The organism is Geminicoccus roseus DSM 18922 (assembly GCF_000427665.1).
In the GTDB taxonomy this organism is placed as follows: domain Bacteria; phylum Pseudomonadota; class Alphaproteobacteria; order Geminicoccales; family Geminicoccaceae; genus Geminicoccus; species Geminicoccus roseus.
On the sequence record NZ_KE386572.1, the window covers coordinates 3,754,381 to 3,774,551 of the forward strand.

The window sequence follows — 20,171 nt, forward strand, 5'->3', positions numbered from 1 at the left end:
GCATGACGGGCATGCGCCTGCCGTTCGCCCTGTCCTTCGCGCTGCGCGACCTGCGCGGCGGCCTGCGCGGCTTCTGGCTGCTGCTGCTCTGTCTGGCGCTGGGGGTCGCCGCCATCGGCGCGGTCGGCCTGCTGTCCTCCGCGGTCGACCAGGCGGTGGAGCGCGATGCCCGCAGCCTGCTGGGCGGCGACCTGGTGGCCGAGGCCTCGGGCAGCGAGATCGCCCTGGCCGAGATCGGCGATGCCCTGCCGCCCGGCAGCGTCACCCGCTCCTCGGTCCGGATGAGCGGGCTGGTCACCAGCGACGTTCCCGGCGCCAGCGGCGCGCCGCGCAGCCTCGCCATCTCCCTGAAAGGCGTGGAACAGCCGTGGCCGCTGGTGGGCGAGGTCGTGCTCGACCCGCCGATCCCCGTGGAGGAAGCCCTGGCCGATAACGGGGCGGTGGTGGAGCGCACCCTGCTGCCGCGCCTGGGCGTCGAGGTCGGCGACCAGCTGAACCTGGGCGAGGGCCAGGTGACCATCCGCGCGGTGCTGGTGAGCGAGCCGGAGCGGGTCCAGGGCATCTACGGCCTGGGGCCCCGCGTGGTCGCGAGCATCGACACGATCGAGGCCGCCGGCATCCTCCTGCCGGGCGCGGTGACCACCTGGAGCCGCGCGATCGCGCTGCCCCCGGGCACCGACGCCGCGGCGGTCCAGGCGGCGGTCCGCAACGACAATCCCGGCGCGCGCTACCGCCTGCAGGGCATCGAGGAGATCCAGCCGCAGGTCGCCCGCTTCACCGACCGGCTCGCCAGCTACCTCACCATCGCAGCACTGGCCGCCCTGCTGACCGGCGGGATCGGCATCGGCCTGGCGGTGCAGGGCTGGCTGGTCCAGCGCCGGGCGGGCATCGCCACCCTGAAGGCCCTGGGCGCCACGCCCGGCCAGGTGCTGCTCGTCTATGGCCTGCAGGTGGCACTCGTCGCCACCGTCGCGGCGCTCCTGGGCATGATCGGCGCCTACGCCCTGGCCTCGCTGGCGCGGCTCCTGCCGAGCGAACTGATCCCGTTCGCCTTGGGCGACGTGTTCCAGCCCTGGCCGCTCCTGCGCGCGGCACTGCTGGGCATCGCCACCGCGCTCCTGTTCGCGGCGCTGCCGCTCCTGGACGCCCGCGACCTGCCGGTGGCCGCGCTGTTGCGCCCGGCCGCCGCCGAGCACCGCCATGGCGACTGGAAGCTGCGGGCCGCCGTGATCGCCGGCGGGGTCGTCCTGGTGGGCGGGCTGGCCGCGCTGACCACGCCCCGGCCGGAGATCGGCGCCAGCTTCGCCCTGGCCGCCATGGTCGCCGCCCTTCTGCTGACTTTGCTGGGCAAGGCGGTGCTGGCGCTGGTGGCGCTGGTCGCCAAGAACGGCCCGCTGGTGCTGCGCCTGTCCCTGGCCCGCCTGAACCGCCCGGGCTCCACCGCCCTGCCGGTGGTGGTGGCGACCGGCACCGCGCTCTCGGTGCTGGCGACGGTGCTGTTCGTCCAGCAATCCCTGGATTCGGAGCTGCAGAGCGCCCTGCCGGAACGGGCGCCCTCGGTCGTGTTCATCGACATCCAGCCGGACCAGGTCGCGGCGTTCGACCAGGTCCTGGCCGGGTTCCCCGAGGCGAGCCTGGACCAGCGCGCGCCGGTGCTGCGCGCCCGGGTGTCGGGGATCAAGGGCGTGCCGGTGGAGGAAGCCGCCATCGGCGAGAACGTCCGCTGGACGGTGCGCCGCGACCGCGGCCTGTCCTGGACCGACCAGAAGCCCGACAACGCGCCGCTGGTGGCCGGCTCCTGGTGGGAGCCCGGCTATGACGGCCCGCCCCTGGTGTCGGTCGAGGACGACGTGGCGGAAGGCTACGGGGTCGGGGTCGGCGACACCCTGTCCTTCAACGTGATGGGTCGGACCGTGGAGGCGACCATCGCCAACCTGCGCGAGGAGATCGACTGGTCGCGCGCCCGGATCGACTTCGTGTTCCTGTTCAGCCCGGGCGTGATCGACAAGGCGCCGCACACCCTGATCTCCACCGTGCGGGTGCCGCCCGACCGGGAGCCGGCCCTGCTGGACGCCATGGCCCAGGCGCTGCCGAACGTCACGCCGATCTCGATCAGCGAGGTCAGCCGGCAGATCGGCGAGGTGCTGGGCAAGATCGGCTTCGCGGTGCAGGCGGTGGCCTCGGTCACGCTGGGCGCCGGCCTGCTGGTGCTGCTGGGGGCGCTCGCCGCCTCGCGCCGCCAGCGCCTGCACCAGGCCGCGCTGATGAAGGTCCTGGGCGCCACCCGCGCCGACCTGCTGCGCCACTTCCTGATCGAGCACGCCGCCACCGGCTTGCTGTCGGCGCTGGTCGGGCTGCTGGTGGGCGGGATCGCGGCCTTTGTCCTGGTCGGGCCGTTCATGAACCTGGTGTTCACGCCTGACCCGGGCAGCGCCAGCCTGCTGGCGCTGGGGGCGGTCGTGGTGACCGGGCTGGTCGGCGCGGTGTCGACCTGGCGCCTGCTGGCAAGGCCGGTGGCCCCGGTGCTGCGCTCCTCCTGACCGCCCGCTCGCCGGGTCTGGCGCGCCTCGTCAGACCCCGCGACAGTCCCGGTGCGGAGCAAACAATACAAGCCACGGGCCCGATCGCGTTCTTCTTCGGCAGCCGTCGACGATGCCCGCCGAGGACTTGGCCGCGCGAACAAGCACCGGCCGCGATCTCGTGGCTGGCGAGGGATATTCAGTATCCGGCCGCGGCTGACCGGATTGTAACGATATGTATCACTTCGCAGCCGGGTGCGCCCCCGCCCGTCTGGTCTTGAAGCGCCCGGCCATATCGCTATATCTTCGATGTACGAGCGACGGCCGGGCAAGGTCGTCGTCCCCCTTGAGGAGGTTACATGGCATTCGGCACGGATCCCCGCTTGGCCCGCATGGGCGGACGTGTAGCGGTCGACCAGGTCGACGCGGGCCTGCGCCGCTACATGCTGTCGATCTACAACTACATGGGTCTCGGCCTGGCGCTCACCGGCATCATCGCGATGTTCGTGGCGGCCACGCCTGCGATCTACGTCCCGATCTTCACCTCGCCGCTCAAGTGGGTGGTGATGCTGGCGCCGCTGGGCTTCATCTTTTTCCTGGGCTTCCGCGTCCAGCAGATGAGCGCCTCCGCGGTCCAGATGACCTTCTGGGCGTTCTGCGCCGTGATGGGCCTGTCCATGGCCTCGATCTTCCTGGTGTTCACCGGTGAGAGCGTGGCGCGGACCTTCTTCATCACCGCCGCCGCGTTCGGTGCCTTGTCGCTGTACGGCTACACCACCAAGCGCGACCTCTCGGCGATGGGCACGTTCCTGGTGGTCGGCCTGTTCGGCCTGATCATCGCGAGCGTGGTGAACATCTTCATCGGCTCCAGCGCGATCCAGTTCATGGTCAGCGTGGCGGGCGTGCTGATCTTCGCCGGCCTGACCGCCTGGGACACCCAGCGGCTGAAGGAGATGTACCTGGACAACATGGAGCCGGGTGCGCAGACCAAGATGGCGGTCATGGGTGCGCTGACCCTGTACCTGGACTTCATCAACATGTTCCAGTTCCTGCTGCAGTTCATGGGCGTGCGCACCAACAGCGAGTGATGCATGGCTGATTGACGCGCTCGACTGACGCGAGGGGCCGGTTGCCTGCTAAGGGTGGCCGGCCCTTTTTCTTGTCCTGCCTTTATCTGCGAGACCGCCGCCCCGTGTCGAAGATGTCGTCCGCCGCTGTTCTGGCGCTGCTGCTGGCCGCCTGCGCCGCCGATCCCCCGGCCGCGATCGCGGTCGCCGACGAGGCCCGGGTGCGCCGGGTGCCGGTTCCCGACCTCGACCTGCCCCAGGTCCTGCCCGGCGGCGCCGTCCTGGACGATGCCTGGGAACTGCGCTCCGCCCTGCCGATCACCGGGCTCTCGGCGATGGCGCTCCACGGCGAGCGCCTGCTGCTCGCGACCGATGCCGGGGAGATGTTTGAGACCAGCTGCCCGGCTGGCCTACCCCTGTCCGGCTGCGCCGAGCGCTGGCGCTATGGCGGGCGGCTGGTGGCAAGGGGTGCGCCGCGGGCCGATGTGGAGGCCCTGGCGATCCGCCCGGACGGCAGCGTGATCCTGGGGCTGGAGAACCTGCCGCGCCTGGCGCTGCTCGCCGGGGAGGGGCAGGGTGGCTACCGGATCGAGCGGCTGGCGGATGCGCCGGACCTGGGCTTCCTGCCGAAGAACGACGGGCCTGAGGCGATGACGTCGCTGCCGGATGGGCGGCTGATCGTTTTGCCCGAGGGCGGGGTCGACCAGGACGCCCGGGCGCTGGTGCTCCTGCAGGACCGGAACGGGGCCTGGAAGCGCCACCGGATCGCCCTGCCCGATGCCAGCCTGCGCCCGGTGGAGGCGGCGGTGGCCGGCGATCATCTGTTCGTGCTGCTGCGCAGCTTCGGCCTGCTGGCCGGCTGGCATGGCGAGATCCTGGCGCTGCCGCTGGCGGGGCTGGAAGCCCCGGGCGAGATGCTGCCGGAGCCGCGCTCGATCGCCACGATCACCGACCAGCCAATCGCCGACAACCACGAGGCCATGGCCGTGCGGCGCCTGGCCGACGGCAGCTATTCGATCCTGGTGGCGAGCGACGACAATGCCCTGATGCTGCAGCGCAAGCTGCTGCTGGCGCTCAGCTGGAGTGAAGAGCAGGCCCAGGCAGGGCGGGCGCTCGGAGATTCATGATCGCCCGGAACGGGACGAGCAGGATCAGCGCCATGGCGAGCTTGGCGCCCAGATCGCCCACCGCCCAGCTCACCCAGGGCAGGCCGGTGAACGCGAAGGCGCCGGCGAAGAACACGCCGGTGTCCCAGGTGGACGCCAGCAGCGAGCCGATCAGCGGCGCCTTCCACCACGACGCGCGGCGCATCCGGTCGAAGATCGCGATGTCGAGGAGCTGCGAAGTCAGGAACGCGGCGCCGGACGCCAGGGCGATCCGGACATCGGCCAGGATCAGCGACAGGACGACGCCCAGCGCGAAGCCGACATAGGCAACGTGCCGGGCCCGCTTCGGGCCGTACCAGCGATTGGTGAGGTCGGTGACCAGGAACGCCAGCGGGTAGCTGAACGCGCCCCAGGTCAGCCAGTCATTGATCGGGAACTGGACCAGCCAGTTGGAGGCGACCACCACGACCACCATGGCCGCGACCGCTTCCATGGGCAGCGTGCGGAGGAATGCAGGCATGGCAGGTCGCCTTCAGCAGCGAAGAATGCGTCCGCGGGTGAGGCTCAGGCCTCGGCGGCGCTGGCGCGCACGGCCAGGATGCGCTCCTGGACCCGCGCCAGTTCGGCCGGCAGGTCCTTGCGCGCGGCCTCGACCAGGAAGCCGTCCAGGCCGCCATGCTTGTCCAGGGTCCGCATCGCCGCCACGGTGAGGCGGATACGGAACTGCTGCTTCAGCGTTTCGCTGTAGAGGCGGCGATACTGCAGGTTCGGCAGGTACCGGCGACGGGTCTTGTTGTTCGCGTGGCTGACATTGTTGCCGACGAGAACGCCCTTGCCCGAAACGGCGCAGCGACGTGCCATGGGAAGATCCTCAATAAAACTCGTGACCGATCGGACGAACGGGGCCCGCAGGTGGCGGAAGCCCGGCACGCAGTGCGGGCGCATCTAGCCGGGTGCGGGCCCGGCGTCAAGCTGGCGGGTCCCGCTGGCTTCCCCGCGAGCCGGATCAGGCCGGCGCGCCGGGCCGATCCGGGTTTATGCTGCGCTGCACAAAAATGCCCCTTGCATCAGGTTCGAATGACTCTTATCTAGCGATTGTGCGATGCAGCATAACAAGAATTCGTGCCAAGCCCGTCGTCATGTCGCCATAAAGGAGAGTTCACCCGTGGCTCAGTTTGCATTTCCTGCCCCGAAGTTCGATGCCGACCTGTTCGCCGCCGCCCAGAAGCGCAATGTCGAGGCCTTCACCGGCGCGACCCAGATCTTCGCCGACGGCATGCGCACCCTGGCGCAGCGCCAGTCCGAGATCGCCCAGGCGTCCATGAAGCAGTTCATGGCTGACAGCCAGGCCTTCCTGACCACCAAGCCCACCGAGGTGAAGCCCGCCGACGTCGCCGGCAAGGTCAAGACCGCCTACGAGTCGGCCATCGCCAACGTGCAGGAACTCGGCAACATCGTGGTGAAGGCCCAGACCGACGCCCTGAACGTGCTGAACAACGCCGCGGTCGCCAATTTCGACGACATGAAGAAGGTCGGCGCCTGAACCCAGGCCCGGGTGCCGACTGGCAGGTCCTCACGCGGACTGGCCAGGTAGCACCGTCGATCTGCACGAAGGGGCAGCGCGAGCGATCGCGCTGCCCCTTCGTCGTTGGCCGTACCGCTCAGCCCTGCCGCGCGCTGGCGGTCCACCGGCTCGTGATGGCGGCCGGGTCCTTCTTGGCGCTGGCCGGGTGCTCCTCGACATAGGAGCCCACGTACAGAAAGCCGGTGATCACGTCGTCGCCGGCGAGGCCCAGGCCGTCCCGCACCATCGGGTCGTAGGCGTTCTTGCCGGTGACCCACTTGCTGGCGAAGCCGGCGGCATGCGCTGCCAGCAGCATGTTCTGCATCGCGGCCGCCCCGGCGCTCAGTTGCTCCACCGCCGGGATCTTCGGATGGTCGGCGCGGACCTGGGTCACCACCACGATCACCACCGCGGCGCGCTGCGGGTTGCGGCGCTGCTTGTCCAGGTCGGCCTCGGCGACCTGCGGGTCGGCCTGGCGCGCGGCCCGCACGAACAGGTCGCCCAGCTCAGCGCGCGCCTCGCCCTCCACCACCAGGAACCGGAACGGCGCCAGCCTGCCATGGTCGGGGGCGGCGGCGCCGGCCGCCAGGATCGCCTCCAGTTCCGCCCGATCCGGCCCGGGCGCGCCCATCTTGAGCGGCGGTATGCTGGTCCGGCCCATGATCGCGCTCACAACATCCATGGAGTCATCCCCTGCTTCCCGCTGGCCCCGCTGCCGGCCGGTCGGGCCGTCTCCTAGCGCGAAACCGGAAGGCAGCGAAGGCGTACCCGGAACATGTGGGGCGACAGGCGCTGCTTGCGCCGCCCGATCCGGAAAGGCTAGGGCGGTGCGCCGGTCGGGCGCCTTCGGGTGGCCGCCGGGCAGAACAGGACAACTGGAACGGCCACAGGACGGGCATGTCGGAGCAGGGCTATTATCTCGAGGATCTGCAGCCGGGCATGTCGGCCGCGTTCGGCAAGACCGTGACCGATGCCGACCTGATCCTGTTCGCCGGCGTGTCCGGCGACACCAACCCCGTCCACCTGGACGAGGAGTTCGCCGCCCAGACCATCTTCAAGGGGCGGATCGCCCACGGCATGCTGATCGCCGGGGTGATCTCGGCGGTGCTGGGCACGCGGCTGCCGGGTCCGGGCGCCATCTATGTCAGCCAGTCGATGAAGTTCCTGGCGCCGGTCCGGGTCGGCGACACGCTGAAGGCTTCCGTGACCGTGCGCGCCGTCGACTATGAGCGGCGCCGGGTGACCCTCGACACCGAATGCCGGGTGCGCGAGACCAAGGTCGTGGTGGGCGAGGCGGTCCTGATGGTCCAGCGCCGCCCGGCGTGAGCGCGAATCCGGTCCGGTGGGAACGGCTCGGCTTGACCCGGCGGCGGGCGTCGCGCATCTGCCGCTCATGCAGGTCCACCGTCATCTCGACCGTCTGCCGAGCGCCGCCCGCGGCCTGGCCCTGGCCATCGGCAATTTCGACGGCGTCCATCTCGGGCACCGCGCCATTCTCGGCCGGGCCGCCGCCGAGGCGCGCGACCTGGGCGTTCCGGCCGGCGTGCTCACCTTCGAGCCGCATCCCCGCGAGCTGTTCCGCCCGGAAAGCGCGCCCAGGCGACTGACACCGCTGCGCCGCAAGCTGGAACTCCTGCAGGACATCGGCGTCAGCCATGTGGTGGTGCCCCGCTTCACCCGGCCGTTCGCCGCGCGCACCGCCGCCGAGTTCGTGGACGATGTGCTGGTCGGCCAGCTGGCCGTCCGGGTGGTGGTGGTCGGCGCCGATTTCTGCTTCGGCAAGGGCCGCAGCGGCGACGCCGCCTTTCTGGCCGGGCGCCTGGCCGAGCACGGCGTTGCCGCGGTGGTGCATTGCAAGGTCTCGATCGCGGGCGCGGTCTGCTCCTCCACCACGATCCGCGACCTGCTGGCCGAGGGCGACGTCCGGGGTGCCACCGCCCTGCTCGGCCGGCCGCACGTGGTCGAGGGGATGGTCCGCCAGGGGGCGGGGCTTGGCCGCCAGATCGGCTTTCCCACCGCCAACATCGCGCCCTTGAGCCGCCGCGCCCTCCTGCCTGCCCATGGCGTCTATGCGGCCAGGGTCGGCATCGTCGGCGAGGACCAGAACGAGCCGCGCCCGGCGGTGCTGAACTGGGGCAAACGGCCGACGGTGGATGGGCTCCAGGAGGTCCTGGAGGTGCATCTGTTCGACATGGCCCGAGACCTCTATGGTAAGCGCCTGCGGGTGGGCTTCGTCGAGCGTCTGCGCGGCGAGATCCGTTTCCCGAACCTGGACGCGCTGGTGGCCCGGATCCGCGAGGATGCCGATGCCGCCCGCGCGCTGCTGTCGTCTCCCCTCTCGCCGGTCGAATGATGAGCCAGGATCTGAAGAGCACGGTCTTCCTGCCGAAGACCGATTTCCCGATGCGGGCCGCCTTGCCCGAGCGTGAGCCGGCGATCGTCCAGCGCTGGATCGACACCGGGCTGTGGGAGCAGATCCGGGCGCAGTCCAAGGGCCGGCCCCTGTTCGTCCTGCACGACGGCCCGCCTTACGCCAACGGCAATATCCACATGGGCACGACGTTGAACAAGGTCCTCAAAGACCTGATCAACCGCTCGCGCCAGATGCTGGGCTATGACGCCAACTACGTGCCCGGCTGGGACTGCCACGGTTTGCCGATCGAGTGGCAGATCGAGCAGGAATACCGCAAGCGGGGCGCCGACAAGGACGCCGTGCCGATCGTGCAGTTCCGCGAGGAGTGCCGCAAGCACGCCGCCAAATACATCGACGTCCAGCGCAAGGAGTTCCAGCGCCTGGGCTGCTTAGGGGACTGGAACAACCCCTACACCACCATGGCGTTCTCCTCCGAGGCGGCGATTTTCGAGGAGCTGGCGAAGTTCCTGGAGAACGGCTCGCTGTATCGCGGCCTGAAGTCGGTGATGTGGTCCACGGTCGAGAAGACCGCGCTGGCCGAGGCCGAGGTCGAGTATCACGACCACACCTCGACCACGATCTGGGTGCGCTTCCCGCTGGCCCGGGCGGTCGACCCCGCGCTCGAGGGCGCCGCGGCGGTGATCTGGACCACCACGCCCTGGACGATCCCGGCCAACCGCGCAATCGCCTATGGGCCCGAGATCGCCTACGTGCTGGTCGAGCCCACCACGGTGGCCGAGCAGTCCACCGTGCGGGTCGGCGACCGGCTGGTGGTCGCCGAGGACCTGCTCCCATCCTTCCTGGAGACCGCCGGGATCACCGGTCACACCCTGCGCGGGCGCTTTCCCGGCGCCACGCTGGCCGGTGCGGTGGCCGAGCATCCGCTGCGCGGGCTGGCCGACGGCTACGGCTTCGACGTGCCGCTCCTGGCCGGCGACTTCGTCACCACCGAGCAGGGCACCGGCCTCGTCCACATCGCGCCCTCCCATGGCGAGGACGACTTCAACCTGGGCGCGGCGCACGGCATTCCCGCCGAGGACACCGTGGCCGCGGACGGCACCTACACCGCGACCGTGCCGGGCTTCACCGGCACCCATGTGTTCAAGGCGCACGAGCCGGTGATCCAGGCGCTGACCGAGCGCGGCGCCCTGATCGGCCGCGCCAGCCTGGTGCATTCCTACCCGCATAGCTGGCGCTCCAAGGCGCCCCTGATCTTCCGCGCCACCGCCCAGTGGTTCATCGCGATGGATGACGACATCCGCCTGCGCGAAAAGGCGCTGGCGTCGATCGCCGCCACCACCTTCGTGCCGGAAAAGGGCCGCAACCGGATCGGCTCGATGGTGGAGGGCCGCCCGGACTGGTGCGTCAGCCGCCAGCGCGCCTGGGGCGTGCCGATCGCGGTGTTCGTCGACAAGGCGAGCGGCGAGCCGCTCCGCGACCCGGAGGTGTGCCGGCGGATCGCCGACGCGTTTCGGGCCGAGGGTGCGGATGCCTGGTGGTCGCGCGACCCGCAGGACTTTTTGGGCGAGAAGTACCGGGCGGAGGACTTCGAGAAGGTCGACGACATCCTGGACGTCTGGTTCGACAGTGGTTCGACCCACGCCTTCACCCTGGAAGGCCGCGACGACCTGCGCTGGCCGGCCGACCTTTATCTGGAAGGCTCTGACCAGCACCGCGGCTGGTTCCAGTCCTCGCTGCTGGAGAGCTGCGGCACCCGCGGCCGGGCCCCCTTCGACACCGTGCTGACCCACGGCTTCGTGGTGGACGCCAACGGCCGCAAGATGTCGAAGTCGCTGGGCAACACGCTCTCGCCCATGGACCTGATGAAGACCCAGGGCGCGGACATCCTGCGCCTGTGGGTGGTGTCCACCGACTTCTCCGAGGACATCCGGATCAGCAAGGACATCCTGGAGCGCACCGCCGACAGCTACCGCAAGGCGCGCAACAGCCTGCGCTACCTTCTGGCCAACCTGGACGGCTTCACCGACGCCGAGAAGCTGCCCGACGCGGAACTGCCCGAGCTCGAGCAGTGGGTGCTGCACCGGCTGGCCGAGATCGACCGGGCGGTGCGCGCCGGCAACGAGGCCTATGACTTCCTGGGTCCCTACAAGGAGGTCCTGGAGTTCGCGGCGATCGATCTCTCGGCGTTCTATTTCGACGTGCGCAAGGATGCGCTCTACTGCGACCATCCGGACGACCTTCGCCGCCGCGCCGCCCGCACCGTGCTCGACCGGGTGTTCGACTGCCTGGTGCGCTGGCTGGCGCCGGTTCTGGTGTTCACCACCGAGGAAGCCTGGCGCTACCGTCATGGCGAGGCTGCCGCGAGCATCCATCTGGAGCAGTTCGCGCCGGTGCCGGAAGCCTGGTTGCGGCCGGATCTGGGCGAACGCTGGGAGAAGGTCCGCGACCTCCGCCGGGTGGTGACCGGCGCCTTGGAGATCGAGCGGCGCGACAAGCGGATCCGCAGCTCCCTGGAGGCGGCGCCGGTTCTCTTCCTGACCGAGGCTCAGGCGGCGGTACTGGAGGGGCTGGACATGGCCGAGCTGTGCATCACCTCCGCTCTCGACCTGCAGACCGGCCTGGCCCCGGCCGAGGCGTTCCGGCTGGACGACGTGCCGGGTGCCGCGGTGCTGCCGCGGCCAGCGCCGGGCGGCAAGTGCCTGCGCTGCTGGAGGGTGCTGCCCGAGGCGGAGAGCTCCCCTGAGCATGTCTGCGACCGCTGCGCCGGGGTGCTTGGCCGGCTGCGGATCGCCGCATGACCCATGTCCGCCCGGCGCTGATCCTGGCCGTGCTCGTTTTCGCCCTGGATCAGGCGACCAAGGAAGTGGTGCTGGCGGTCCAGGACAGCCTGCCGGTGGTCGTGCTGCCGTTCTTCAACCTGGTCCTGGTCTGGAACCCGGGCGTCAGCTTCGGGATGTTCGGCGGCGACAAGGCCCTGGAGCCCTGGATCCTGGTGGGCCTGGCCCTGGCCATCTCGATCGGGCTCCTGGTCTGGCTGGCGCGCGAGCGGGACCGGGTGACGGCGCTCGCGATCGGCCTGGTGCTGGGCGGGGCGGTCGGCAACGTGGTCGACCGGCTGCGCCATGGCGCGGTGGTCGACTTCCTCGACTTCCACGTGTCCGGCTATCACTGGCCGGCATTCAACGTCGCCGACGCGGCGATCGTGGTGGGCGCGCTGCTGCTCGTGGCGGAGAGCTTCATGGTCAGGAAGAAGGAGGCCGCGTCGTGAGGAATCCCGGGACCCGGAGCGCCGGCTGGATCGCGGCCGTGACGGCGGCGGCGGCGCTGCTGGCCGGCTGCGACACCACCGTCCAGGAGCAGCTGGGCTTCAGCAAGAACTCGCCCGACGAGTTCCAGGTCCTGCGCCGCGCGCCGCTGGAGATGCCGGCTTCGCTGGCGGAACTGCCGCCGCCGCGCCCGGGCGCGCCGCCGATCAGCGATGCCGACCCCTCCCAGGACGCGCGCAACGTGCTGCTCGGCAGCGTCGCGACCGCCGGGGTAGCCGGCACGGCAAGCGCCGGGGCGGCCAGCACGGCGCCCCCGGGGTCGGCCGGCACGATGACGGCCAGCGCGGCGCCTTCTGGGGCCGCCGGTGCGGCGCCGCCCGGCGCGGCCGGCACGCCAGGCGATCTGGCGGTGGTGGGTGCCGGCAACAGCTCGGACGGCTCGATGGAGGCGGTCACCGCCGAACTCAGCCCGGGCCAGCAGGCGCTGCTGAACCAGACCGGCGAGATTCCGGTCGATCCGAATATCCGGCAGCAGTTGAACCAGGAGGAGCAGGACGCCACTTCGATCAGCAACCAGACCTTCCTGTATATCGCGTCGTGGCAGCGGACCGATCCGGAGGACCAGCCGGGCGTGGTGCTGGACCCGGTCGCCGAATCCAAGCGCCTGCAGGAAGCGGGGATCACCGCACCCACCCGGTCGATGACCACCAGGGTGGGCAGCGTCCCGCTCGCCGCACCGCCGATCAATTAAGGGGATCCGCCTTGTCGACCGCCGGTCTCGAACCCGCTGAAGTGGTCCCGGCCAAGAAGGGCCTGTTCCATCCCACCACCTTCACCCTCGACAACGGCATGCAGGTGGTGGTGGTCGAGAACCACCGCGCCCCGGTCGTGGCGCACTGGGTCTGGTACAAGGTCGGCTGCGCGGACAGCCCGGTCGGCAAGTCCGGCCTGCCGCACTTCCTCGAGCACCTGATGTTCAAGGGCACCGACAAGATCCCGCCCGGCGCCTTCAGCAAGGAGGTCGCCCGCCAGGGCGGCAACGACAACGCCCAGACCAGCCTGGACTACACCGCCTATTTCCAGCTGATCGCCAAGGACCGCCTGCCTCTCATGATGGAGATGGAGGCCGACCGGATGGCCAACCTCCGGCTGGTCGATGAGATCGTTTATCCCGAGCGCGACGTGATCGTGGAGGAGCGCCGCCAGCGCACCGACAACGACCCGGCGGCGCAGCTCAGCGAGCAGATGGGCGCCCTGCAGTACCTGCACCATCCTTACCGCCTGCCGGTGATCGGCTGGATGCACGAGATCCAGAGCTACACCCGCGAGGACGCGCTGGCCTTCTACGAGCGCTGGTACGCGCCGGGCAACGCCGTCTTGGTGGTGGCCGGCGACATCACCGCCGAGGAACTGCGCCCGCTGGCCGAGGCCACCTACGGCAAGGTCGCCCCGCGCGGCATTCCCGAGCGCGTGCGCCTGGGCGAGCCGCCGCAGCTGGCCGAGCGCCGCCTGGAGCTGGCCGACGAGCGGGTCGGCCAGCCGATGCTGATCCGTTCCTACCTGGTCCCGTCGTTCGCCAGCGAGGGCAGGGAGCACGCCTACGCGCTGGAAGTGCTGATGGAATGGCTGGGCTCGGGCGGCACCTCCGAACTGTTCCGCGAGCTGGTGGTGGAGAAGGGCCTGGCGTCGAACGCCGGCGGCTTTTACCGGGGCGTGTCGCTCGACCCGACCCTCTTGCGCCTCTACGCGATCCCGCGGCCGGGCGTCGGCCTGGACACGGTCGAGGAGGAGCTGGACGAGGTCCTGGCCCGGGTGATGCGCGACGGCATCCCCCAGGATGCCCTGGAGCGCGTGCAGAAGCGCATGCTCGCCGAGGCGGTCTACGATCGCGACAGCCTGATGGGCGCGTCCCGCTATTTCGGGGCGTGCCTGTGCAGCGGCCTGACCGTCGAGGAGGCCGAGGAGTGGCCCGACCGGATCGCCTCGGTCGGCCGCGACGAGATCCTGGCCGCCGCCGCGCTGGCGTTCGACAAGCGCAAGGCCGTGACCGGCCGGCTCGTCCACGCCGCATGAGCGGCCGTCGCCCCATCGACGTGCCGAACCCCATCCACGTGCAGAAGAGGAGTGCCGGATCTTGATCCCCGTCCAGGAGGTGAAGACCGCGGCTGGCATCCGCGCCTATCTCGTCACCGAGCGCGCCGTGCCGTTCCTGTCCCTGGGCTTCCATGTCCGAGGCGGGGCCAGGCTCGACCCGTTCGGCAAGGAGGGCCTTGCCAACTTCACCTCGGGCGTGATCGACGAGGGGGCCGGCCCCTACGACACCCAGGCGTTCCGCCGCGAGCTGGAGGACAATGTCATCCGGCTGGGCTTCGATGCCGACCGGGAGGGGTTCAGCGGCCACCTGAAGACGCTCACCGCCACCCGCGACCATGCCTTCGAGCTCCTGCGCCTGTCGATCCGCGAGGCCCGGCTGGATGAAGAGCCGATGGAGCGGGTCCGCGCCCAGGTCCAGGCGGATCTCGCCCGCCGCGCCAAGGACCCGGGCGCCCAGGCGCGCCGCCATTTCTACCAGGGCATCTTCGGCGCGCATCCCTTTGGCCGGCCGGTGCGCGGCACCACCGAAACGGTCGCGACGCTGAGTGCTGAGGACGTCCGCGCCTATGTCGCGGGCTCGCTGCGCAAGGACGACCTGGTGGTCGGCGTGTGCGGCGACATCGACGCCGACACGCTGGCGCCGCTCCTGGACCTGGTGTTCGGCGACCTGCCGGCCGGCAGCGCCTGGACCGAGGAGGCCTCTGTTCCCCTGGCCGGGCCGGGCACCCAGATCGTCGAGATCGACAACCCGCAGACCGTGGCGATGTTCGGCCATGCCGGCATCGCCCGCCGCGATCCGGGCTACCACGCCGCCTTTGTCGCCAACCACATCCTGGCCGGCGGCGGGTTCTCCTCGCGGCTGATGGAGGAGGTCCGCGAGAAGCGCGGCCTGGCCTACGGGGTCGGTGCCTCGCTGGTGGAGCTGGAGGGTGCCCCGCTCTGGGTCGGCCATGTCGCGACCAGCAACGACCGGGTCGCCCAGTCGCTGGAGATCATCGCCGCCGAGGCGGCCAAGCTGGCGGAAGGCATGCTGGATTCGCCGGAGCTGGAGGATGCGCGCACCTACATCACCGGCTCGTTCCCGCTGCGCCTGACCAGCAACGACCAGGTCGCCAGCATGCTGACCGGCATGCTGATGCTGGATCTGGGCCGGGACTATCTGGACCGGCGCAACCAGCTGATCGAGGCGGTGACCCTGGACGATGTCCGCGCCGCCGCGGCCCGGCTGTTCCATCCCGACGCCATGCGGATCGTCGCGGTCGGCAAGCCGCAGGGCCTGACCGCCACCGGCTGAGGCGACAAAGGAGCCCACTTGCCCGTCTGCCGCCTGCCCGACCATCTGGTCAACCGGATCGCCGCGGGCGAGGTCGTCGAGCGGCCGAGCTCGGCGATGAAGGAGCTGGTCGAGAACGCGCTGGACGCTGGTGCCCGGCGGATCGACGTCGCGGTCGAGAAGGGCGGGCGCAGCCTGATCCGGGTGGTGGACGACGGCGCCGGCATGGACGAGGCCGACCTGGCCTTGTGCGTGGAGCGCCATGCGACCAGCAAGCTGGCGCCGGACGCGGACCTAGTGCGCATCGCGACCCTTGGCTTTCGCGGCGAGGCGCTGGCCTCGATCGGGGCGGTGGCGCGGCTGACCATCACCACCCGCACCGCGACGGCGCCGCATGCGATCGCCCTGGATGTGGAGGCGGGCCGGGTGGCGCCGATCCGGCCGGCCTCGGCCGGGCCCGGCACCCGGATCGAGGTCCGCGACCTGTTCTTCGCCACCCCGGCGCGGCTGGCCTTCCTGAAGTCGGAGCGCGCCGAGACCGCCGCCATCGTCGACCAGCTCGACCGGCTGGCCCTGGCCCGGCCGGACCTCGCCTTCAGCCTGACCGTGGACGGCCAGGAGCGCCGCCGCTTCGAGCCGGCCCGCCAGCTGGAGCGGCAGCTGGAGGCGCGGGTGGCCGAGGTGCTGGGGGCGGAGTTCCTGGACGACGCCCGGCCGGTGACGGTGGAGCGCGAGGGCGTGACGCTGGAAGGGTTTCTCGGCCTGCCCACCGAGGCCGCCCGGGGGCGCCGGCCGTTCCTGATCGTGGTGAACGGACGCCCGGTGCGCGACCGGCTGGTCGAGACCGGCTTGCGGGTCGGCTATGGCGACACGCTGGCGAAGAACCGGCTGCCGGGGGCGGCAGTGATCCTGCGCCTCGATCCCGAGCGGGTCGACGTGAACGTCCACCCCGCCAAGACCGAGCTGCGCTTCCGCGAGCCGGACCTGGTGCGCAGCCTGGTGATCGGCGCGGTCCGCCGCCACCTGGACGGCGCCGGCACGGCCACCGCCGGCTCGCTGGCCGCGGCGACGCTGGCGACCTTCAGCACGGCGCCGGCCGCGGAGCGATCGCCGCCCGTCTGGCAGCCGGCCTGGGGCGGCGGCGGCCGGCACGGCGCGCCACGCCCGGCTTTGGCCGAGGCGGCGGCCGCCTTTGCCTATCAGGGCCGCCTGGACACCGGCCCGCCCTCCGCGCGCGCGGAGCCGGTGCAGGCGCCAGCCCCGCAGGCGGCCAGGCATCCCCTGGGAGCGGCCCGGGCGCAGCTGTTCGACGCCTATGTGCTGGCCGAGACCGAGGACGGCTTCATCCTGGTCGACCAGCACGCCGCCCATGAGCGGATCGTGTACGAGCGGCTGAAGGCCGAACTCGCGCGCGGCGGCGTCGCCCGCCAGGGGCAGCTGGTGCCGGTGGTGGTCGATCTGGCCGAGCATGAGGTCGAGCTGCTGGCGGCGGCCACCGCGGAGCTGGCCGAGCTCGGCCTGCTCCTGGAGCCGTTCGGGACCCGGGCGGTGCTGGTGCGGGAAAGCCCGGCCATGCTGGGTGCTGCGGACCTGCCGGGCCTGGTGCACGATCTGGTGAGCGGCCTCGCCGAGGAGGGCGGGGCCGGCGCGCTGGTCGCGTCGCTGCACCGGGTGGCGGCGACCATGGCCTGCCACGGCAGCGTGCGCGCCGGCCGGCGGCTGGCGCTGGCCGAGATGGATGCCTTGCTGCGCCAGATCGAGACCACGCCCAATGGCGGGACCTGCAACCACGGCCGGCCGACCTGGGTGCGGATCGGCCGCGACGCCCTGGACCGCCTGTTCGGACGCTGACCGGCCAGGACGGGAGGCGGCCATGATCCCGGCGCATGCGCCGGTACGCCGCACCTGCTCGACTTAGCGGGTATTTTCCGATATATATCGCCGAACGCGTTGGCGAGCGCCTGCAGCGCGCCTGCGCAGTCGGGCCGGTGACAGGCATGTCCCCGGCCTTTTCCGTGGGGAACGTCGGAGTCTCTATGGCCTACGTGGTCACCGAAGCCTGCATCAAGTGCAAGTACACCGATTGTGTCGAGGTCTGCCCGGTAGATTGCTTCTACGAGGGCGAGAACATGCTCGTCATCAATCCGGACGAGTGCATCGATTGCGGCGTGTGCGAGCCGGAATGCCCGGCCGAAGCTATCCGTCCCGACATGGAAGCGGAGGGTGAGAAGTGGGCTGAGCTCAATCGCGAGTTCTCGGGCCAGTGGCCCAACCTCACCAAGAAGCGTCCGCCGCCAGAAGACGCCGACAGCTTCAAGAACACGAAGGACAAGTACGAGCAGTTCTTCAGTCCAAACTCCGGTGCGGGGAATGGTTAGCGAGATTGCTCACACGTAATGACGCAGGGGTGCCAACAGTTGTGGCATTCTTAGCTAAAATGTGGTATGAATACCGCCATCACAGTTAATTCGCCTGCTTCCATAGTCGTTTGGCGCGATTTTCCTTGTCCTCCAAGGACAACTTGGCGCTGACGACGTCGTAGCGTTCGCAGCAAAGTGAAACGTCGGGTTGATCGGATGCGGTCAGCCCGGACGAGACGCGAGGGAAAGTGCCGGATGGCCAAGAAAGAACTGGCTTTTGAGCCTGGTGATCACATCGTCTATCCTTCCCACGGGGTAGGAAGAGTCCGCAGCGTGGAGACCGAGATCATCGCCGGTTTCGAGCTGGAGATGTATGTCGTCGGCTTCGAGAACGAGCGCCTGACCTTGCGGGTCCCGGTCGGCAAGGCCGCTAAGGCCGGCATGCGCAAGCTCAGCTCGCGCGAGAAGATCCAGTCGGCCCTGGAAGCGCTCAAGATCAAGACCAAGCCGCGTCGCTCGGTCATGTGGAGCCGTCGCGCCCAGGAATACGAAGCGAAGATCAATTCCGGCGATCCCGTCGCCATCGCCGAGGTCGTCCGCGAGCTGCACCGGGCCGAGGACGCCGAGCAGTCCTATTCCGAGCGGCAGATGTACCGCGCCGCCCTGGAGCGTCTCGCCCGCGAGGTCGCGGCGATCGACAAGGTCGACGAGGCGGAAGCGACCCGCCGCCTGGAGAAGGTGCTGTCCGCCGCGGCGTGAGCAGCCTTTCATCGCCGGATCGAAACGACGGGGGCCCTTCCAGGCCCCCGTTTCGTTTTGGCGGCGCGCCTGCCTTGCCCGCTTGCACGAACGAACCCGGCAATCCAGCCGGCGGCCACGGCCAATCCCGCTCCCGTCCGGGCATGGCGCGGGCCGGGGCGGTGTGACGCCGCGCGTCGGCCCGCTGGGTTTTGCACGAACGAACCCGGGAGCGCCCGCGCCCCGGCCGGCCAAGCCCACGGTGCCGGTCATGCGCCCGCGTTTGCACGAACGAACCCGGGATCGGTCACGATAGAACCCGTCGGGCGAAGGGCTTTGCGTCCCCGGCCGCCCGGATCCACCGGGACGAGCCCGGGGAGCCGCGCCGGGACGAATGCCTCAGACGGTCGAGCCGCGGCTTTCCGCCACCCGCTCCTCGATCACGTCCCAGATCTGGCCCTCGATCGAGACCCTGTCGAACCGGTCGATCTCCTGGATGCCGGTGGGCGAGGTGACGTTGATCTCGGTGAGATAGTCGCCGATCACGTCGATGCCCACGAAGATCAGGCCGCGCTGCTTGAGCGCCGGGCCGATCGCCTCGCAGATCTCGTGCTCGCGGTGGGTGAGCGTGCTCTTCTCCGCCCGGCCGCCGACATGCATGTTGGCGCGCGCCTCGCCATCGGCCGGCACCCGGTTCAGGGCGCCCGCGACCTTGCCGTTGACCAGGATGATGCGCTTGTCGCCGGCGCGCACCGCCGGCAGGTAGCGCTGGATCATCAGCGGCTCGTTCAAGAAGCGCGCGAACATCTCGTGCAGGCTGACCAGGTTGGTGTCGTCCGGCTTGATGTGGAACACCCCGGCCCCGCCATTGCCGTAGAGCGGCTTCACGATGATGTCGCCGTGCTCCTTGCGGAACTCCCGGATCTCGTTGAGATCGTAGGTGATCAGGCTGGGCGGCATCAGTTCCGAGAACTGGGTGACGAACAGCTTTTCCGGTGCGTTGCGCACATGGTGCGGGTCGTTGACCACCAGGGTCTGCGGATGGATCCGGTCCAGCAGGTGCGTGGTCGAGATGTAGTTCAGGTCGAACGGCGGGTCCTGGCGCAGCAGCACCACGTCGACCCCGGCCAGGTCCAGCTGCTCGGCCTGGCCGAACTGGACATGGTCGCCCTTGACGCGCTGCACCTGGAACGGCCTCGCCTTGGCAAGAACCCGCCCCTCCTTCCAGGACAGGTCGCGCGGCTGGTAGTGGTAGAGGCCGAAGCCGCGGCGCTGCGCTTCCAGCGCCAGCGCGAACGTGCTGTCGGCGTCGATCGCGACGGTTTCCAGCGGATCCATCTGGATTGCCACCGCTAGTGACATCTACCTACTCCTCGACTTGACAGGGATGGCCCCAAGGGGCTCCGGAAGCGGACATGCTAACCGCGAACGGCTGAGGGTAACGATGGCCTATGACCCGAACAACATCTTCGCGCGGATCCTGCGGGGCGAGATCCCCAACCGGACGGTGTATGACGACGATTTCGCCCTGGCCTTCCACGACATCAACCCCCAGGCGCCGATCCACGTGCTGGTGATCCCCAAGGGCGCCTACACCGACCTCGCCGATTTCGGGGCACGGGCGACACCCGACGAGCTGGCCGGGTTCTTCCGGGCGGTCGCCGCGGTGGCGGCGCAGCTCGGCATCGTCGAGCCCGGTTTCCGGGCCTTGTGCAACACCGGCTCGGACGCCCATCAGGAAGTGCCGCACTTTCATGTGCACCTGTTCGCCGGCGCTCCGCTCGGGCCGATGCTGGCGCGCTAGGAACGC

General features: G+C 70.1%; 19 protein-coding genes. 15 read left to right on the forward strand and 4 right to left on the reverse strand.

Translation table 11 applies throughout. The annotated features are described in order from the left end of the window. Positions 1–2: 2 nt before the first annotated feature. The 3 genes from GEMRO_RS0118705 (at position 3) to GEMRO_RS0118715 (ending at position 4,713) form a co-directional block, all read left to right on the forward strand. Complete coding sequence (locus GEMRO_RS0118705; protein ID WP_169728414.1) at positions 3–2,540, forward strand: ABC transporter permease; 2,538 nt, start codon at positions 3–5, stop codon at positions 2,538–2,540. A 371-nt stretch (positions 2,541–2,911) separates the two neighbouring features. Next, a complete protein-coding gene (locus tag GEMRO_RS0118710) occupies positions 2,912–3,607 on the forward strand; it encodes a Bax inhibitor-1/YccA family protein (RefSeq protein WP_027135228.1) in 696 nt (231 codons plus the stop codon). 113 nt (positions 3,608–3,720) lie between these two features. Continuing rightward, the gene (locus tag GEMRO_RS0118715) at positions 3,721–4,713 is read left to right on the forward strand and encodes an esterase-like activity of phytase family protein (RefSeq protein WP_027135229.1); all 993 of its coding nucleotides are present in this window, start codon (positions 3,721–3,723) and stop codon (positions 4,711–4,713) included. Here the strand turns inward: GEMRO_RS0118715 and GEMRO_RS0118720 are convergent. Together GEMRO_RS0118720 and rpmB are read right to left on the reverse strand one after the other, a co-directional pair. Next, entirely contained in the window at positions 4,661–5,212 is a 552-nt protein-coding gene (locus tag GEMRO_RS0118720; RefSeq protein ID WP_035485598.1) for a VUT family protein, read from the reverse strand. The two genes, GEMRO_RS0118715 and GEMRO_RS0118720, sit on opposite strands and share 53 nt — an antisense overlap. A gap of 44 nt (positions 5,213–5,256) precedes the next feature. Then, positions 5,257–5,553: a 50S ribosomal protein L28 gene (gene rpmB, locus GEMRO_RS0118725; protein ID WP_027135231.1), complete on the reverse strand. Its 297-nt coding sequence runs from the start codon at positions 5,551–5,553 to the stop codon at positions 5,257–5,259. A 304-nt stretch (positions 5,554–5,857) separates the two neighbouring features. On the opposite strand from rpmB, the gene GEMRO_RS0118730 reads away from it, so the two are divergent. Next, a complete protein-coding gene (locus GEMRO_RS0118730) occupies positions 5,858–6,235 on the forward strand; it encodes a phasin family protein (protein WP_027135232.1) in 378 nt (125 codons plus the stop codon). 118 nt (positions 6,236–6,353) lie between these two features. Here the strand turns inward: GEMRO_RS0118730 and GEMRO_RS0118735 are convergent, their stop codons facing one another. Next, positions 6,354–6,938, reverse strand: a complete 585-nt coding sequence (locus GEMRO_RS0118735) for a nitroreductase family protein (RefSeq protein WP_027135233.1) — start codon at positions 6,936–6,938, stop codon at positions 6,354–6,356. 215 nt (positions 6,939–7,153) lie between these two features. On the opposite strand from GEMRO_RS0118735, the gene GEMRO_RS0118740 reads away from it, so the two are divergent. The 10 genes from GEMRO_RS0118740 to GEMRO_RS0118785 all read left to right on the forward strand — a co-directional run bounded on the left by GEMRO_RS0118740 (position 7,154) and on the right by GEMRO_RS0118785 (position 18,382). Beyond that, positions 7,154–7,582 (forward strand): MaoC family dehydratase, encoded by a 429-nt coding sequence (locus tag GEMRO_RS0118740; RefSeq protein WP_027135234.1) that lies wholly within the window; start codon positions 7,154–7,156, stop codon positions 7,580–7,582. Positions 7,583–7,649: 67 nt separating this feature from the next. Next, positions 7,650–8,609 carry a bifunctional riboflavin kinase/FAD synthetase gene (locus GEMRO_RS0118745; RefSeq protein WP_027135235.1) on the forward strand — a complete coding sequence of 320 codons (960 nt, stop codon included), beginning with the start codon at positions 7,650–7,652 and terminating at the stop codon, positions 8,607–8,609. Then, entirely contained in the window at positions 8,609–11,428 is a 2,820-nt protein-coding gene (ileS, locus tag GEMRO_RS0118750) for an isoleucine--tRNA ligase (RefSeq protein ID WP_027135236.1), read from the forward strand. Before GEMRO_RS0118745 ends, ileS begins: the two co-directional genes overlap by 1 nt. Further along, entirely contained in the window at positions 11,425–11,898 is a 474-nt protein-coding gene (gene lspA / locus GEMRO_RS0118755) for a signal peptidase II (protein ID WP_027135237.1), read from the forward strand. The genes ileS and lspA overlap by 4 nt, the downstream gene beginning before the upstream one ends. Beyond that, positions 11,895–12,647 carry a DUF3035 domain-containing protein gene (locus GEMRO_RS32845; protein ID WP_051329227.1) on the forward strand — a complete coding sequence of 251 codons (753 nt, stop codon included), beginning with the start codon at positions 11,895–11,897 and terminating at the stop codon, positions 12,645–12,647. The genes lspA and GEMRO_RS32845 overlap by 4 nt, the downstream gene beginning before the upstream one ends. 11 nt (positions 12,648–12,658) lie before the next feature. Then, positions 12,659–13,969: a M16 family metallopeptidase gene (locus GEMRO_RS30510; RefSeq protein WP_035487535.1), complete on the forward strand. Its 1,311-nt coding sequence runs from the start codon at positions 12,659–12,661 to the stop codon at positions 13,967–13,969. A 61-nt stretch (positions 13,970–14,030) separates the two neighbouring features. Continuing rightward, the gene (locus GEMRO_RS30515; protein ID WP_051329228.1) at positions 14,031–15,284 is read left to right on the forward strand and encodes a M16 family metallopeptidase; all 1,254 of its coding nucleotides are present in this window, start codon (positions 14,031–14,033) and stop codon (positions 15,282–15,284) included. A gap of 18 nt (positions 15,285–15,302) precedes the next feature. Continuing rightward, positions 15,303–17,114, forward strand: coding sequence for a DNA mismatch repair endonuclease MutL (mutL, locus tag GEMRO_RS0118775; RefSeq protein WP_027135238.1), 1,812 nt, complete (start codon positions 15,303–15,305; stop codon positions 17,112–17,114). Between the two features lie 185 nt (positions 17,115–17,299). Then, complete coding sequence (fdxA, locus tag GEMRO_RS0118780) at positions 17,300–17,641, forward strand: ferredoxin FdxA (protein ID WP_027135239.1); 342 nt, start codon at positions 17,300–17,302, stop codon at positions 17,639–17,641. Positions 17,642–17,878: 237 nt separating this feature from the next. Beyond that, positions 17,879–18,382 carry a CarD family transcriptional regulator gene (locus GEMRO_RS0118785; RefSeq protein ID WP_027135240.1) on the forward strand — a complete coding sequence of 168 codons (504 nt, stop codon included), beginning with the start codon at positions 17,879–17,881 and terminating at the stop codon, positions 18,380–18,382. A gap of 378 nt (positions 18,383–18,760) precedes the next feature. Here the strand turns inward: GEMRO_RS0118785 and gshB are convergent, their stop codons facing one another. Continuing rightward, positions 18,761–19,723, reverse strand: a complete 963-nt coding sequence (gene gshB / locus GEMRO_RS0118790; protein WP_027135241.1) for a glutathione synthase — start codon at positions 19,721–19,723, stop codon at positions 18,761–18,763. Between the two features lie 82 nt (positions 19,724–19,805). On the opposite strand from gshB, the gene GEMRO_RS0118795 reads away from it, so the two are divergent. Next, complete coding sequence (locus GEMRO_RS0118795; RefSeq protein ID WP_027135242.1) at positions 19,806–20,165, forward strand: HIT domain-containing protein; 360 nt, start codon at positions 19,806–19,808, stop codon at positions 20,163–20,165. Positions 20,166–20,171: the final 6 nt, after the last annotated feature.